The sequence below is a fragment of the Gemmobacter caeruleus genome (genome assembly GCF_008271655.1).
In the GTDB taxonomy this organism is placed as follows: Bacteria; Pseudomonadota; Alphaproteobacteria; order Rhodobacterales; family Rhodobacteraceae; genus Gemmobacter; species Gemmobacter caeruleus.
Map to the genome: position 1 here is coordinate 298,326 of NZ_VKKX01000044.1, position 13,506 is coordinate 311,831.

16 protein-coding genes are annotated in these 13,506 nt (G+C 65.9%); 11 read left to right on the forward strand and 5 right to left on the reverse strand.

Translation table 11 applies throughout. The annotated features are described in order from the left end of the window. Nucleotides 1-9: 9 nt before the first annotated feature. From FOA17_RS14730 to FOA17_RS14740, 3 genes are read left to right on the forward strand one after another with little or no spacing between them, the layout of a single operon-like run. Nucleotides 10-1,131 carry a bifunctional 2-C-methyl-D-erythritol 4-phosphate cytidylyltransferase/2-C-methyl-D-erythritol 2,4-cyclodiphosphate synthase gene (locus tag FOA17_RS14730; protein WP_149142259.1) on the forward strand — a complete coding sequence of 374 codons (1,122 nt, stop codon included), beginning with the start codon at nucleotides 10-12 and terminating at the stop codon, nucleotides 1,129-1,131. After that, nucleotides 1,128-1,625 carry a phosphatidylglycerophosphatase A family protein gene (locus FOA17_RS14735; RefSeq protein ID WP_162528274.1) on the forward strand — a complete coding sequence of 166 codons (498 nt, stop codon included), beginning with the start codon at nucleotides 1,128-1,130 and terminating at the stop codon, nucleotides 1,623-1,625. Before FOA17_RS14730 ends, FOA17_RS14735 begins: the two co-directional genes overlap by 4 nt. Beyond that, complete coding sequence (locus FOA17_RS14740; RefSeq protein WP_149142260.1) at nucleotides 1,622-2,104, forward strand: CinA family protein; 483 nt, start codon at nucleotides 1,622-1,624, stop codon at nucleotides 2,102-2,104. Before FOA17_RS14735 ends, FOA17_RS14740 begins: the two co-directional genes overlap by 4 nt. Here the strand turns inward: FOA17_RS14740 and FOA17_RS14745 are convergent. After that, complete coding sequence (locus tag FOA17_RS14745; protein WP_149142261.1) at nucleotides 2,060-3,145, reverse strand: AI-2E family transporter; 1,086 nt, start codon at nucleotides 3,143-3,145, stop codon at nucleotides 2,060-2,062. The two genes, FOA17_RS14740 and FOA17_RS14745, sit on opposite strands and share 45 nt — an antisense overlap. Nucleotides 3,146-3,166: 21 nt before the next feature. After that, nucleotides 3,167-3,622 (reverse strand): type II toxin-antitoxin system RatA family toxin, encoded by a 456-nt coding sequence (locus tag FOA17_RS14750; RefSeq protein ID WP_149142262.1) that lies wholly within the window; start codon nucleotides 3,620-3,622, stop codon nucleotides 3,167-3,169. A gap of 66 nt (nucleotides 3,623-3,688) precedes the next feature. On the opposite strand from FOA17_RS14750, the gene hpt reads away from it, so the two are divergent. From hpt to FOA17_RS14770, 4 genes are all read left to right on the forward strand, one after another. Further along, nucleotides 3,689-4,228 carry a hypoxanthine phosphoribosyltransferase gene (gene hpt, locus FOA17_RS14755; RefSeq protein ID WP_149142263.1) on the forward strand — a complete coding sequence of 180 codons (540 nt, stop codon included), beginning with the start codon at nucleotides 3,689-3,691 and terminating at the stop codon, nucleotides 4,226-4,228. Beyond that, a complete protein-coding gene (locus FOA17_RS14760; protein ID WP_149142264.1) occupies nucleotides 4,225-4,725 on the forward strand; it encodes a mismatch-specific DNA-glycosylase in 501 nt (166 codons plus the stop codon). The genes hpt and FOA17_RS14760 overlap by 4 nt, the downstream gene beginning before the upstream one ends. A gap of 88 nt (nucleotides 4,726-4,813) precedes the next feature. Then, nucleotides 4,814-5,698, forward strand: coding sequence for a c-type cytochrome (locus FOA17_RS14765; protein WP_149142265.1), 885 nt, complete (start codon nucleotides 4,814-4,816; stop codon nucleotides 5,696-5,698). Nucleotides 5,699-5,753: 55 nt separating this feature from the next. Then, the gene (locus tag FOA17_RS14770; RefSeq protein WP_238991833.1) at nucleotides 5,754-6,023 is read left to right on the forward strand and encodes an N-(5'-phosphoribosyl)anthranilate isomerase; all 270 of its coding nucleotides are present in this window, start codon (nucleotides 5,754-5,756) and stop codon (nucleotides 6,021-6,023) included. Between the two features lie 62 nt (nucleotides 6,024-6,085). Here FOA17_RS14770 and lipA read toward each other — a convergent pair whose 3' ends face one another. Beyond that, nucleotides 6,086-7,036 carry a lipoyl synthase gene (lipA, locus tag FOA17_RS14775; protein WP_149142266.1) on the reverse strand — a complete coding sequence of 317 codons (951 nt, stop codon included), beginning with the start codon at nucleotides 7,034-7,036 and terminating at the stop codon, nucleotides 6,086-6,088. A gap of 199 nt (nucleotides 7,037-7,235) precedes the next feature. Here lipA and FOA17_RS14780 point away from each other — a divergent pair, with 199 nt between their 5' ends. Then, a complete protein-coding gene (locus FOA17_RS14780) occupies nucleotides 7,236-7,922 on the forward strand; it encodes an aquaporin (protein ID WP_149142267.1) in 687 nt (228 codons plus the stop codon). Between the two features lie 46 nt (nucleotides 7,923-7,968). On the opposite strand, the gene FOA17_RS14785 is transcribed toward FOA17_RS14780, so the two are convergent. Beyond that, nucleotides 7,969-9,117: a DUF6456 domain-containing protein gene (locus tag FOA17_RS14785; RefSeq protein WP_149142268.1), complete on the reverse strand. Its 1,149-nt coding sequence runs from the start codon at nucleotides 9,115-9,117 to the stop codon at nucleotides 7,969-7,971. Between the two features lie 232 nt (nucleotides 9,118-9,349). On the opposite strand from FOA17_RS14785, the gene FOA17_RS14790 reads away from it, so the two are divergent. Further along, the gene (locus tag FOA17_RS14790) at nucleotides 9,350-9,646 is read left to right on the forward strand and encodes a DUF6477 family protein (protein ID WP_149142269.1); all 297 of its coding nucleotides are present in this window, start codon (nucleotides 9,350-9,352) and stop codon (nucleotides 9,644-9,646) included. 85 nt (nucleotides 9,647-9,731) lie between these two features. On the opposite strand, the gene FOA17_RS14795 is transcribed toward FOA17_RS14790, so the two are convergent. Next, nucleotides 9,732-11,276 (reverse strand): trimethylamine methyltransferase family protein, encoded by a 1,545-nt coding sequence (locus tag FOA17_RS14795; RefSeq protein ID WP_149142270.1) that lies wholly within the window; start codon nucleotides 11,274-11,276, stop codon nucleotides 9,732-9,734. Between the two features lie 247 nt (nucleotides 11,277-11,523). On the opposite strand from FOA17_RS14795, the gene guaA reads away from it, so the two are divergent. Together guaA and FOA17_RS14805 are read left to right on the forward strand one after the other, a co-directional pair. Beyond that, a complete protein-coding gene (gene guaA, locus FOA17_RS14800; RefSeq protein WP_149142271.1) occupies nucleotides 11,524-13,083 on the forward strand; it encodes a glutamine-hydrolyzing GMP synthase in 1,560 nt (519 codons plus the stop codon). A 73-nt stretch (nucleotides 13,084-13,156) separates the two neighbouring features. Continuing rightward, nucleotides 13,157-13,405, forward strand: coding sequence for a putative quinol monooxygenase (locus FOA17_RS14805; protein ID WP_238991834.1), 249 nt, complete (start codon nucleotides 13,157-13,159; stop codon nucleotides 13,403-13,405). Nucleotides 13,406-13,506: the final 101 nt, after the last annotated feature.

The following is a 13,506-nucleotide window of genomic DNA, read 5'->3' on the forward strand; positions in this document are numbered from 1 at the left end:
GGGCGCCGCATGACCATCGCCGCGATCATCGTCGCCGCCGGACGCGGCAGCCGCGCCGGGGGCGATGTGCCAAAGCAATGGCAGATGCTGGCGGGCCGTCCGGTGCTGGCGCATACGCTGGCGGCCTTTGCCGGGCTGCACCGGGTGCTGGTGATCCATCCCGACGACCGCGACCGGGCCGCCGCCCTCGGGGCCGAGCAGTTGGTCGAGGGTGGCGCCGACCGGGCGCAATCGGTGCGCAACGCGCTGGAGGCGCTGGCGGGCCGCGGCTTTTCCCGCGTCTTGATCCATGATGGCGCGCGCCCGCTGGTCAGTGCCGCCCTGATCGCGCGCATGACCGTCGCGCTGGAGCGCAGCCCCGCCGCCGCGCCCGCGCTGCCGGTGACCGATGCGCTGTGGCGCGGGGCCGACGGCATGGTCAGCGGCACGCAATCGCGCGACGGGCTGTGGCGGGCGCAAACCCCGCAGGCCTTTCACCTTGATGCGATACTGGCCGCGCATCGCGCCCATGGCGGCGGCGCGGCCGATGATGTGGAGGTCGCCCGCGCCGCCGGATTGCCGGTTGCCATCGTGCCGGGCGAGGATGACAATCTGAAACTGACCTATCCCGGCGATTTCGCCCGGGCCGAAGCAATATTGAGGGAGCGCGGCATGGAAATCCGGCTGGGCAACGGCTTTGACGTTCACGCCTTTACCGAGGGCGATCATGTCTGGCTCTGTGGCGTGAAGGTGCCGCATGGCAATGGCCTGCTGGGCCATTCCGATGCCGATGTGGGCATGCATGCGCTGACCGACGCGATCTATGGCGCGCTGGCCCAGGGCGATATCGGCCGGCATTTCCCGCCCTCCGACCCGCAATGGAAGGGCGCAGAAAGCCACATCTTTCTGCGGCATGCCATTGATCTGGCACGGCAAATGGGGTTTCGCCTGTCGAATGGCGACGTGACCCTGATTTGCGAACTGCCCAAGATCGGCCCCCATGCCGAGGCGATGCAGACCCGGCTTGCCGCGATCATGGGGGTTGAGGCGCATCGGGTCAGCGTCAAGGCCACCACATCCGAACGGCTGGGCTTTACCGGGCGCGAGGAAGGCATCGCCGCCATCGCCACCGCCACGCTGGTGCAGGCATGATCCGGGTTCTGACCACCTTCTTCGGGCTGGGCCTGCTGCGCCCGGCACCGGGCACATGGGGTTCGGCGGGCGCGGTCGCGCTTGGTATCGCCATTGACCGTTTCCTGGGGTTCCCTGCGCTGGTTATCGCAACGTTTCTGGTAACTTGCGTCGGTTTCCTCGCCTGCCGCGTGGCCCTGGCCGACCGCCCCGGCGAAGACCCGTCGGAAATCGTGATCGACGAGGTGGCGGGGCAATGGCTGGCGCTGCTGTTCCCGGCCTATGCCTTCTGGCAGCGCGGGCTGGAGGATTGGGCCGTGGTCGCCTATCCCGGCTGGGTCGCGGCCTTTCTGTTCTTTCGCCTGTTCGACATCTGGAAGCCCTGGCTGGTGGGTCGGGCCGACCGGCGCGGTGACTGGCAGGGGGTCATGCTCGACGATCTCTGGGCGGGGCTGTTCGCGGGCCTCGCGGTGATCGTCGCGGCCGGGGTCGCGCATGGGGTGATCATGCGATGAACGTCGCGGAACTGCTTGATCTTGCCCGAAAATCCGGCGCGGTGATCGCCACTGCCGAAAGCTGCACCGGCGGGATGATCGCAGCTGCGCTGACCGATATTCCCGGATCATCCGACGTGTTCGACCGCGGCTTTGTCACCTATTCCAACGCCGCCAAGCAAGACATGCTGGGCGTGCGCGCGCCCACGCTCGACGCGTTAGGCGCGGTGTCGGAACAGGTGGCGCGGGAAATGGCCGAAGGCGCATTGGCGCATTCGCGCGCGACGCTGGCGGTTTCGGTCACCGGGATCGCCGGCCCCGGCGGATCAGAACACAAACCCGAAGGCCGGGTCTGTTTCGGCCTGTCGCAAAAAGGCCGCCCAACCCGCTGTGAAACCGTGGAATTTGGCGCCATCGGGCGCGCCGCGGTGCGGGCCGCGACGCGCGACCATGCGCTAGGCCTGCTGGCGCTTGCCCTCGCCGATCCGCCCGTCATTTGACAACAGGATCGCCGCCGGACGGGTAAAGGGAATGGCCCCCAGCACCGCCAGAATGATCACCGTCATCGGCACCGCCAACACCGCCCCCGGCAGGCCCCAAAGCGCATACCAGGAGGCAAGGCTCACCAGCACCATCATCGGCGACAGGTTGATGCGCCGGCCCATCACATGCGGCTCGATCAGCGAGCCGATGACGAATTGCAGCGCCGACAGCGCCGCCATGGTCAGGAAAGTGTGCTTCAGATCGCCGGTCTGCGCCAGCGTCATCAGCGTCGGCGCCACCACCCCGGCGGCCGAGCCGAGATAGGGCGTGTAATTCAGGATGCCGATATAGATCGCCCAAAAGCCCGCCAGCTCGATCCCCAGGAATTTCAACGCGAAATAGGACAGGAGCCCCAGAACGATGTTGATTACCGTCTTGACCGCCAGAAAGCCGCCGATCCGGCTGTTGATATCCGACGACAGCGCGATCAGCTGTTCGGCCTTGTCGCCCTGCGGATAGGCCAGATGCAGCTTCTTCACGAAGCCGCCATATTCCACCATCAGGAACGAGGTATAGAGCAGGATCAGCACCAGAAGCCCGCCCAGGCTGCCAAGCGCGGTCAGCGCCTGCCGCGCGACCCCTTGCAGATCAAGGTTGGAGGTGACGATCTTGGTCAGCCCGCCGGGAATATACTGGTCGATGCGGAACCGCGCATCCAGCCCGTTCACCAGCCCCAGAATGTTGGTGGTATATTGCGGCAGGCGCTGCACCAGCACCTCGCCATTGCTGCGCAGGGTGGAAATCGCCAGAAAGATCGCCACAACGAACAGGCCCAGCACAAAGACATGGTGCAGGAAGGACGGCAAGAGCCGCAGCCCCGGCACCCGGCCCATCCAGTCCACTACCGTCCACAGCACGAAGGCCACGACCAGCGCGAAGGCGATCGGGATCAGGATCCCTTGCGCGATATAAAGCGCCAGCACCGTCAGGGCGATGAGGCCCGCCGCCGAAAAGGCGGTGATGATGGCAAGCGGGCGGGTTTCGATCCGGCGGGACATGATGGCCTTTCAAAGCGGGCGTCAGGCAAGGCCTGGGCCATAAAGATCCTTGGCGCGCGCCTCGAAGGCGCGGACGACACGTTGCATCGCCTCATTGAAGACGATGCCGATGATGCCTTGCAATATGGCGTTGCGGAATTCGAAATCCACGAAGAATTCGACCTCGCAGCCGCCCTCGACATCGCGGAACATCCAGGCGCTCTTGAGGAATTTGAAAGGCCCGTCCAGATATTCCGTGTCGATCTTCATCTGCTCCGGCCAGAGCGTGACCCGGCTGCCAAAGCGTTCGCGGAACACCTTGAAGCTGATGACCAGATCGGCCTCCATCACCTCGCCCCCGGGGATCGGACGACGCGAACGGATGCGCGCCGCCGCCGTCCAGGGCAGGAATTTCGGATAGGAGGCGACATCCGACACGAGGTCATACATCTGCTGGGCCCTGTAGGGCAGAATGCGTTTCTCGTGGTGCGTGGGCATCGGTCTTCCAAGCGTGACTTCCCCTTTGGTAATGTGTAAACGAACGGCAGAAATCAAGGGGCCGCCATGACCGACAGACCTTATGTGATCGAACCCATGATCTCGGCCAAGGCGATTGCCGCACGGGTCGAGGCGCTGGCGCGCGACATCACCGCCCATTATGCGGGCTGTGACCGGCTGGTCGTGGTGGGGCTGTTGCGCGGATCCTTCATGTTCATCGCCGATCTGGTGCGCGAGATCGACCTGCCGGTCGAGGTCGATTTCCTGGAGGCATCAAGCTATGGCGATGCCAGCCATTCATCCAAGGAAGTGCGTATCCTCAAGGACTTGCGCGGCGAAATTGCGGGGCGCGACGTGCTGGTGGTGGAGGATATCGTTGATAGTGGCTTTACCCTGTCGCATGTGACGCGGCTGTTGCAGAGCCGCAACCCCCGCCGGCTGGAGGTCTGTGCCCTGCTCGACAAGCCGTCGCGCCGCGAGGTGGAGATCCGCGCGACCTGGACCGGTTTTGAAATTCCCGATGAATTTGTCGTGGGTTACGGGCTGGACTTCGCGCAGCGTAACAGGAACCTTCCCTATATCGGCAAGGTCCGTTTCACCGAATGATCCTGCCCGACCTGCTGGCGCCCGGCCTGCGCGCGGTGTTTTGCGGCACGGCGGCGGGGGCGGCTTCGGCTCGCAAGGGGCATTATTATGCCGGGCCGGGCAACCGTTTCTGGCCGCTGCTGGCGGAATGCGGCCTGACGCCGCGCCTGCTGCGCCCGGAGGAAGATCACCTTCTGCCCGGCTTTGGCCTGGGCCTGACCGATCTGGCCAAGACGGCCAGCGGCGCCGATGCCGATATTCCGGCGGCGGCCTGGGATGCGCCGGGGCTCTTTCCCCGCATCGCTGCCTGTCGGCCCGCGCATCTCGCCTTTACCAGCCTGACCGCCGCGCGGCTTGCACTACAGCGGCCCGACCTGGGCGCCGGCCCGCTGCCCGAGGATGCGCGGCTGCCGGGGGTGCGGCTCTGGGCGCTGCCCTCGCCCTCGGGGCGGGCACGCGGGCATTTCGACGCCGCGCCCTGGCAGGCGCTGGCGCAAGCGCTCTCCGATCGGACCTAAGTCGGACGATCGCGCTGCCAGCGGCGTTATCGGCGTGACGCGGCGGCGCTCTCCGGGTTAGCCTGTCGCAAAAGGACGGAGGTTTTCCATGCGCGTGATCCCGACTGTGCTGGCCCTGGCGGTGATCGGCGGTGGCCTGGGCTGGTGGCTGACCGCGCCCGCGCCACTGCCCCCCGAGGCGACCGCCGGGCTGACGGGCGATGCGACGCGGGGCGAACAGGTGTTCTGGGCCTCGGGCTGCGCCTCATGCCACATGGCGCCCGGCGCCACGGGCGAAGCGCAGCTGGTGCTGTCGGGCGGGCAAAAGTTCCCCTCGCCCTTTGGCACCTTCGTCGCGCCCAATATCTCGCCCTCGGCGCAGGGGATCGGCGGCTGGTCGCTGGCGGATTTCGCCAGTGCCGTGACGCGCGGCGTGTCGCCCGAGGGGCAGCATTATTACCCCGCCTTTCCCTATGCGTCCTTCATCCGCATGGAGTTGCAGGATGTGGCCGATCTCAAGGCCTATATGGATGGGCTTCCGCCCAGCGATACCGCAAGCCTGCCGCATGAGATCGGCTTTCCCTTCAACATCCGGCGCAGTCTGGGCGGGTGGAAGCTGCTGTTCCTGCGCGACGATTGGGTGATCGACGATCCGCTGACCGATGACGAGGCGCGCGGGCGTTATATCGCCGAGGCGATGGCGCATTGCGGCGAATGCCATACGCCGCGCAATGCCCTGGGCGGGCTGGAGACCGGCCGCTGGCTGGCCGGGGCGCCCAATCCCTCGGGTCAGGGCACCATCCCCAATATCACCCCGGCTAAGCTGGGCTGGAGCGCGGACGAGATCGTCGAATATCTGACCACCGGCTTTACCCCGGAATTCGACAGCGTGGGTGGGCATATGGCGCATGTGGTGGAGAATATGGCCCGCCTGCCCGAGGCCGATCGTCAGGCCGTCGCCGCCTATCTGAAAAAGGTGCCGCCGTCGCCCTGAAGCGATTAACCACGCCTTAACCAGGGCGCGGCAGACTGCGGGGATGAGACAGCAGATGCACCCCGCCCCTTCACCGCTGCCGCTTTCCTTGCGCGCCCTGCCCGCCGGGCCGGATGAGGCGCGCGCAGAACGCTGGTTGCGCCAGATCTTTTCGGCTCAGGCGGCACAAGGCGGCGTGGTGCGCCGCTCGGTCGGCTGGGTGGACCGCGAGGTCGGCCGTGCCCGCTTTGTCGCCGAGGTGCGGCGACGCGGTTTCCACCTGATCTCCAGCGGCAACCAATTCATCGTGGTTTGCCATTCCGGCCCGGTAGACCTGCTGTTGTGACGCACGGATTTCGTCGAAAACCCGTGGGGATCCGAGTTTTCGACGAAAACTCGGGCGCCCCGTCAGACCTGGCCGAGCTTTTCCATCCGCGCGGCGCGCAGCCGGGCGAAATCTTCGCCGGCGTGATAGCTCGACCGCGTCAGCGGCGTCGCCGAGACCATCAGGAACCCCTTGCCGAAGGCCGCCTTTTCATAGGCCGCGAATTCCTCGGGCGTGACAAAGCGATCCACCCGGTGATGTTTCGGCGTCGGTTGCAGATATTGCCCGATGGTCAGGAAATCGACATCGGCCGAGCGCATGTCGTCCATCACCTGCCGCACGCCCTGCGCATCCTCACCGAGGCCCACCATGATGCCAGATTTGGTAAAGATCGTGGGATCCATCTCCTTGATCCGCTGCAACAGACGCAGCGAATGGAAATAGCGCGCGCCGGGCCGCACGGTGGGGTAAAGCCCGGGCACGGTTTCAAGATTGTGGTTGAACACATCCGGCCGCGCCGCGACCACCGTTTCCAGCGCGCTGGCATCGCATTTCAGGAAATCCGGCGTCAGGATCTCGATCGTGGTGTCGGGGGCGCGATGGCGCACGGCGCGGATGGTCTGGGCGAAATGCTCCGCCCCGCCATCGGCCAGATCGTCGCGATCGACGCTGGTGATGACCACATGTTTCAGCCCCAGTTTCTGCACCGCATGGGCCACGCGGCCGGGCTCGAACGCGTCAAGCGCCTCGGGCCGGCCGGTCGCCACGTTGCAGAAGCTGCAACCGCGGGTGCAGATATCGCCCATGATCATCATGGTGGCGTGGCCCGCGCTCCAGCATTCGCCGACATTTGGGCAGCCCGCCTCTTCGCAGACGGTGACCAGCTTGTTGGCCTTCAGCAGGTCGCGCGTGTCCTTGTAGCCCTGCGAGGTCGGCGCCTTGACGCGGATCCAGGAGGGTTTCTTGGGTTGGTCCTGATCGGGACGATGCGCCTTTTCCGGGTGGCGCTGATCGGGAAGTTTCAGGTCGCGCATCGGATATTTTTCCCCTGCCGCATGTCTTGGCCCAGACATAGGCTTTTTGCATGGGTCTGGCAACCGCGTGCCGGCGCGCGTGAAAGTTGAACGTCGCACGGCGCCGGCACGACCCAGAGCCAGCCGGCCCTTTCGGGCAGGGTCGCGCGGGCGGGCTTCCCCGATCCGGGCCACTTAAACAGTAAATGAAGGAGTCAACATGCCGAAGAAAATGATTGCCGAGGGGCTGGGAACCGCCATCCTCGTGCTGTTCGGCTGCGGAACCGCGGTGATTGCCGGGGGCGATGTCGGCCATACCGGCATCTCGCTGGCCTTTGGCCTTGCGATCGTTGCGGCCGCCTATGGTATCGGGGCGATCTCGGGCGCGCATCTCAACCCGGCGGTGTCGCTGGGCATGATGATGGCCGGGCGCATGACGCCGGGCCAGTTCGTGAGCCATGCCGTCGCGCAGGTCGCGGGGGCCATCATCGGTGCCGCGATCCTGCTGGTGATCGCCAGCGGCAAGGCCGATTATTCGCTGGCCGGCAACGGTCTGGGCCAGAACGGCTATGGCGCCGGCTATCTGGGCGAATACGGGCTGATGTCCGCGCTGACCTTTGAATTCGTCGCGACCTTCATCTTTGTCACGGTCATCCTGGGCGTGACGGGGCCGGGCAGCGTGGCGGGGTTCGCGGGGCTGGCCATCGGGCTGACGCTGACGGCGATTCACCTGCTGGGCATCAATGTCACCGGCGTTTCGGTCAATCCGGCGCGGTCGATCGGGCCGGCGCTGTTCGTCGGCGGCAAGGCGCTTGGCGATCTGTGGGTGTTCATCGTGGCGCCGCTGGCCGGCGGGGCACTGGCCGGGCTGGTGCATGCCTTGGGCTTCACCCGCGCCAGCGCCTGAGCGCGATTGCCAGACCTAACGGCGGCGCGCCGCCGTCAGGGCCGTTTCAGCCGATCAGCGGACCGGCGCGGCCATAGGTTTCGTCATAATGCCGGCGCAGCCGTTGCAGCGCGATGCGCAGCACGATCTTGCCCGAACGCGCGGCCCAGCCCATGCGCTTTTCCGCGATCTCCAACCCTTCGAGAAAACAGCAGACCCTGAGCGCCACATCCCCGAGGCCCGGGCCCAGATCGCGCAGCGCCGCCGCCACGCGGTCACGCGCGGCCGCCGGCCCCTCGGCCCGGCCCGCCTCGCCGCGAAAGCCGCCACGATCGCCGCCGGTCAGAAAGCGATCCCAGTTCTGCGCCACGCGCGGCCCCATCTGCGCCAGTTCGAAATCCTCGCGCAGGCGTTCGGCGGCCTGCACCAGATCTGGTTCCAGAAACACCTTGCCATCCTTGTCGCGCCGCCGCGCCAGCACGGCAACCGGGCTTTCGGCCAGGTTGAACCGCGCCCGGCGCAGCCCCTCGCCGCTGTCGATCTCGCGTTCCGTCCAGTCGGCATGCTGGGCGGCAAAGGGTGTCGCGGCCTCGGCCAGGCCGGAATGATGCGCCATGCGGCGGCGGTCTTCCTCCTCCACCAGGCGGCGCAGCGCGGCGCGGCCGGGGGCGGTGATCTCGTAGGTGGTCAGCCGGCCTTGCGTCTTGTGGATGACAATCCAGTCCTTGAGCGCGAAGGCCTGCGCCACGCCGCGTTCCAGCACCGCGGTCTGCACCATGCGCCCGTCACTCGCGGCGCGCAGGACGGCGGCCTTGTCCATGTCGGGGGCGATGGCCATCACTGCGCCGGGTTCGGCCATGCGGCGCAGCACGCGGCGACCCTCGCGGGCGATGCCGGCCTCATCGAGGGTGACGGGGGTCGGGCGGATCGGGGCAGTCATGTCATCGCTCTCCTTGCTGGTCCTGTCGCGATCGAACCCGGGGCCGGCGCGCATGTCCTGCGCACGGGCCAGCGCGGCCAGCGCCTCGTCCACCAGGGGATCGTCGCGCCGCGCCTCATAGCGCCGCACCTGCCGCATGACGGTCGAGGCCGCGACCCCTTCGCGCCGCGCCAGTTCGCGCAGCGACACCCCGTCTTCGGTATGATCGAGATAGAGGCGGACGGCATCGGGCAGCCAGGCGGGCAAGGTGAAGTCAGCGCTGAGATTGGGTTCCATCGTCTCGTTTTCCTGCGGCCCTCCGGTCGCTTTGCCCGGATGAGAGCAAATTCGACCGTCGGGGCCATTGGTTACCCATTGGTTAACAAAACCTGTCACCGCCGGGCTGAGACCCATAATTGTTTCCAAAAGCTAAACAAAAGCTGTGGCGCCGCACGCTGAAAACGGGCGCAATGCAACGACAGGTTGTTCCGTGCCATTGTTTCCGCATCGAAAACGGGAGACCCTGCCAATGACCGATTTCCGCAAAATCCTCGCCGATCTGCGTCGCCCCGCGCTGCTGCTGCGCGCCGCCCGTTGCGGGCTGAGCGACTATCAGCGTGACCGCGATCTGCGCCGGATCCTGCGTCTGGACAGCGCCGCGGGGCCGGAAAAGACCCTGCCCCGCCTGATCCGCGCCGAGGAGGAAATCGAGGAAATCCGCCAGTCGGGCGATGCGAGCTATTCGCTCAACCGCCATATCGAGCTGCTGATCGCGCTGCTGTGCGAGGCCAATCTGCTGCCCCGCGCGCCGCAGGGCGCCGCCTGACGAGAGACGGGCAGAACTACGAACGGGCCGACATGCGAACGGGCCGGGGGTGACCCCGGCCCGTTTCCATTTCCGCCACAATCGCTCAGATGAAGGCGTCGGGCATCGAGGCCTTTTTCTGCGCGACATAGGCATCGAGCGCCTCGCGCACCCCCTCGTCCATCGCCGGCGCCTGATAATCGGCCAGTTGCTTTTTCACGCGCTCCGCCGCCAGCACCTGCGTATCGCGGGCGCCTTCCTCGTCCCAGGTCTCGAAGGGTTTGTAATCCAGCAGGTCCGACCGCCAGAAGGCCGACTTGAAATTGGCCTGGGTATGGGCGCAGCCCAGATAGTGACCGCCGGGGCCGACCTCGCGGATCGCGTCCATCCCCTGCCCGTTCTCGTCCATCATCACGCCCTTGGCGAGGTGATGCAGCGTGCCCAGCTGGTCGGCATCCATCACGAATTTCTCGTAGCTGGAGACCAGACCGCCCTCAAGCCAGCCGCAGGCATGAAGCATGAAGTTCACGCCGGCCAGAAGCGCCATGTTCAGGCTGTTCGCGGTCTCATAGGCCGCCTGCGCATCGGGCAGTTTCGAGCCGCAGAACGACCCGCCCGAACGGTAGGGCAGACCCAGCCGCCGCGCCAGTTGCCCGGCGCCATAGGTGATATGCGCGGCCTCGGGCGTGCCAAAGGTCGGCGCGCCGGAATTCATGTCGATCGAGGTCACGAAGGCGCCAAAGATCACCGGGGCGCCGGGGCGGATCAGCTGGCTGTAGGCCACGCCCGCCAGCACCTCGGCCAGAACCTGCGTCAGCGTGCCCGCCACGGTCACCGGCGCCATGGCGCCGCCCACGATGAAGGGGCTGATGATCGCGGCCTGCCCGGCCTTGGCATAGACCTCCAGCGCGCCCATCATTACCGAATCGAAGGTCAGCGGGCTGTTGATGTTGATGAGCGAGGTCATCACCACGTTCTGATCGACGAAATCGGCGCCGAACAGGATCTTCGACATCTCGACCGAATCCTCGGCCCGCACCGGCTCGGTCACCGAACCCATATAGGGTTTGTCCGACAGCGTCATATGCGCGTGCAGCATGTCGAGATGGCGCTTGTTCACCGCCACGTCGGTCGGTTCGCAGACCGTGCCGCCGCTGTGATGCAGCCATTTCGACATATAGCCCAGCTTCACGAAATTCTGGAAATCGGCAATGGTGGCATAGCGCCGGCCGCCTTCCAGATCGCGCACGAAGGGCGGGCCATAGACCGGCGCCAGCACCAGATTGCGCCCGCCGATTTCCACATTGCGGGCCGGGTTGCGGGCGTGCTGGGTAAAGGTCTTCGGCGCCGTGGCGCAGAGCTTGCGGGCCAGGCCGCGCGGAATATGCACCCGCTCGCCGCGCACATCGGCGCCGGCCGCCTTCCACAGCGCCAGCGCGCCGGGGTTTTCCAGGAAGTTGACGCCGATCTCTTCCAGAACGGTCTCGGCATTCCATTCGATGATCTGAAGCGCTTCCTCGTTCAGAATCTCGAAATTCGGAATGTTGCGCTCGATGAAGCGCGCGGTGTCAAAGCTGATGCCGGTGCGCTCGGCCCGACGGGCCGCGCCGCCGCCCCGGGCCCGACGCCCGCCTGCTGTTGCATCATTCATCCCGCCATCCTCCATACGCGCCCAAAGGGGCAGTCCTGCGTTGCCCCCTATATGCCGCCGCGCCCGCGCCGGACAAAAGCCGTTTTCGTCGCATTTGGCGCGAAAGCGACATTCCGCCCTTTCTTCTTTTCGCAAATCTCCCCGGGGGTGAGGGCCACAGGCCCGAGGGGCCGGGCAGCCCCCCGAACCCGCCCGCCCGGGCCGGTTTCCCCTTGCGATTCCGGCCCGCCAAAGCTATGGCGCGCACATGACACATCCGCATCAACGCCTGCTCATCATCGACTTCGGCTCCCAGGTCACGCAGCTGATTGCGCGGCGCCTGCGCGAACTGAACGTCTATTGCGAAATCCACCCGTTCAATCGTGTGGATGACCGCTTTCTCAAGGAATTCGCCCCCCGGGCCGTGATCTTTTCCGGCGGTCCGGCCAGCGTCTATGCCGAAGGCGCGCCGATGCCGCCGGCCGGCGTCTTCGATCTGGGCGTGCCGATCCTCGGCATCTGCTATGGCCAGCAGGTGATGATGCATTGCCTCGGCGGCACGGTCGAGGGCGGGCATGGCACCGCCGAATTCGGCCGCGCCTTCGTGACGCCCAGCCCGGCGCGCCTGCCCCTTCTTGACGGCTGGTTCGCCGGCGGAGACGAGCAGGTCTGGATGAGCCATGGCGACCATGTGTCGAAACTGGCCCCCGGATTCGAGGTCTATGGCACCTCGCCCAATGCCCCCTTCGCCATCACCGCCGATCCCGCGCGCCATTTCTATGCCGTGCAATTCCACCCCGAGGTGCATCACACGCCCAAGGGTGCGAAGCTTTACGAAAATTTCGTGCGCCTTGCAGGCTTTACCGGCGACTGGACGATGTCTTCCTACCGCGAGGACGCCATCGCGCGCATCCGTGAACAGGTGGGCGACAAGCAGGTGATCTGCGCGCTGTCGGGCGGCGTGGACAGTTCTGTCACCGCGATCCTGATCCATGAGGCGATCGGCGACCAGCTGACCTGCGTCTTCGTGGACCATGGCCTTCTGCGCAAGAACGAGGCGCAGCAGGTGGTGGAGATGTTCCGCCAGAACTACAACCTCAACCTCATCCATGCCGATGAGAGCGAACTGTTCCTCGGCGCGCTTGAAGGGGTGTCCGACCCCGAAACCAAGCGCAAGACCATCGGCCGGCTGTTCATCGACGTGTTCCAGAAATACGCGAACGAGATCGAAGGCGCCGAATTCCTGGCCCAGGGCACGCTTTACCCGGATGTGATCGAAAGCGTCAGCTTCTCGGGCGGGCCTTCGGTCACGATCAAGAGCCATCACAATGTCGGCGGCCTGCCGGAAAAGATGGGGTTGAAACTGGTCGAGCCGCTGCGCGAGCTGTTCAAGGACGAGGTCCGCGCGCTTGGCCGCGAACTGGGCCTGCCCGCCAGCTTCATCGGCCGCCACCCCTTCCCCGGCCCGGGTCTTGCGATCCGCTGCCCCGGCGAGATCACCCGCGAAAAGCTGGCGATCCTGCGCGAGGCGGATGCGGTCTATATCGACCAGATCCGCAAGCACGGGCTCTATGACGAGATCTGGCAGGCCTTTGCCGCGATCCTGCCGATGAAAACGGTGGGCGTGATGGGCGACGGGCGGACCTATGATTACGCGGTCGCGCTGCGGGCGGTGACCTCGGTCGATGGCATGACGGCGGATACCTATCCGTTCAGCCATGATTTCATGGGCGAGACGATGACCCGGATCATCAACGAGGTGAAGGGCGTGAACCGCGTGTTCTATGACCTCACGTCGAAACCGCCGGGCACGATCGAGCTGGAATGAGGCAGAGCGGCGATTTTTCGTCGAAAAATCGGGGGGATGCGGCATGGTGAGGTTGCGCGGACAGTTGATCTGCATGACAGAGGACGACCGCGCGGTCGTCCTGGCGCATGTGGCCGATCACATCGCCCTGACCCGGGCGGAACCCGGTTGCCTGTCCTTTGACATCGCGGAAACCGACGATCCCATGACCTTCGAAGTGATGGAGAGCTTTCGGGACCGCGCCGCCTTTGACGCGCATCAGGCCCGCACCCGCGACAGTGCCTGGTTCGCCGCGACCCGCCATATCCTGCGCGATTTCCGCATCGAGGAGGTGGGCGACTGATCGCCCACCCTGCCACGCTATTTAGGCCGGCGCCAGTTCGCCGCCGACCGACCGGTGTTCCCAGATCGCCACGATCAGCAGGATCGCCGTCGAGGCGATAT

Coding starts and splice junctions, on each gene's coding strand:
- hpt (WP_149142263.1), top strand. CDS start 3,689: ATGACCGACAGACCTTATGTGATCGAACCCATGATCTCGGCCAAGGCG.
- FOA17_RS14730 (WP_149142259.1), top strand. CDS start 10: ATGACCATCGCCGCGATCATCGTCGCCGCCGGACGCGGCAGCCGCGCC.
- FOA17_RS14760 (WP_149142264.1), top strand. CDS start 4,225: ATGATCCTGCCCGACCTGCTGGCGCCCGGCCTGCGCGCGGTGTTTTGC.
- FOA17_RS14765 (WP_149142265.1), top strand. CDS start 4,814: ATGCGCGTGATCCCGACTGTGCTGGCCCTGGCGGTGATCGGCGGTGGC.
- lipA (WP_149142266.1), bottom strand. CDS start 7,036: ATGCGCGACCTGAAACTTCCCGATCAGCGCCACCCGGAAAAGGCGCAT.
- FOA17_RS14795 (WP_149142270.1), bottom strand. CDS start 11,276: ATGAATGATGCAACAGCAGGCGGGCGTCGGGCCCGGGGCGGCGGCGCG.
- FOA17_RS14780 (WP_149142267.1), top strand. CDS start 7,236: ATGCCGAAGAAAATGATTGCCGAGGGGCTGGGAACCGCCATCCTCGTG.
- FOA17_RS14785 (WP_149142268.1), bottom strand. CDS start 9,117: ATGGAACCCAATCTCAGCGCTGACTTCACCTTGCCCGCCTGGCTGCCC.
- FOA17_RS14740 (WP_149142260.1), top strand. CDS start 1,622: ATGAACGTCGCGGAACTGCTTGATCTTGCCCGAAAATCCGGCGCGGTG.
- FOA17_RS14745 (WP_149142261.1), bottom strand. CDS start 3,145: ATGTCCCGCCGGATCGAAACCCGCCCGCTTGCCATCATCACCGCCTTT.
- FOA17_RS14805 (WP_238991834.1), top strand. CDS start 13,157: ATGACAGAGGACGACCGCGCGGTCGTCCTGGCGCATGTGGCCGATCAC.
- FOA17_RS14735 (WP_162528274.1), top strand. CDS start 1,128: ATGATCCGGGTTCTGACCACCTTCTTCGGGCTGGGCCTGCTGCGCCCG.
- FOA17_RS14770 (WP_238991833.1), top strand. CDS start 5,754: ATGCACCCCGCCCCTTCACCGCTGCCGCTTTCCTTGCGCGCCCTGCCC.
- FOA17_RS14750 (WP_149142262.1), bottom strand. CDS start 3,622: ATGCCCACGCACCACGAGAAACGCATTCTGCCCTACAGGGCCCAGCAG.
- FOA17_RS14790 (WP_149142269.1), top strand. CDS start 9,350: ATGACCGATTTCCGCAAAATCCTCGCCGATCTGCGTCGCCCCGCGCTG.
- guaA (WP_149142271.1), top strand. CDS start 11,524: ATGACACATCCGCATCAACGCCTGCTCATCATCGACTTCGGCTCCCAG.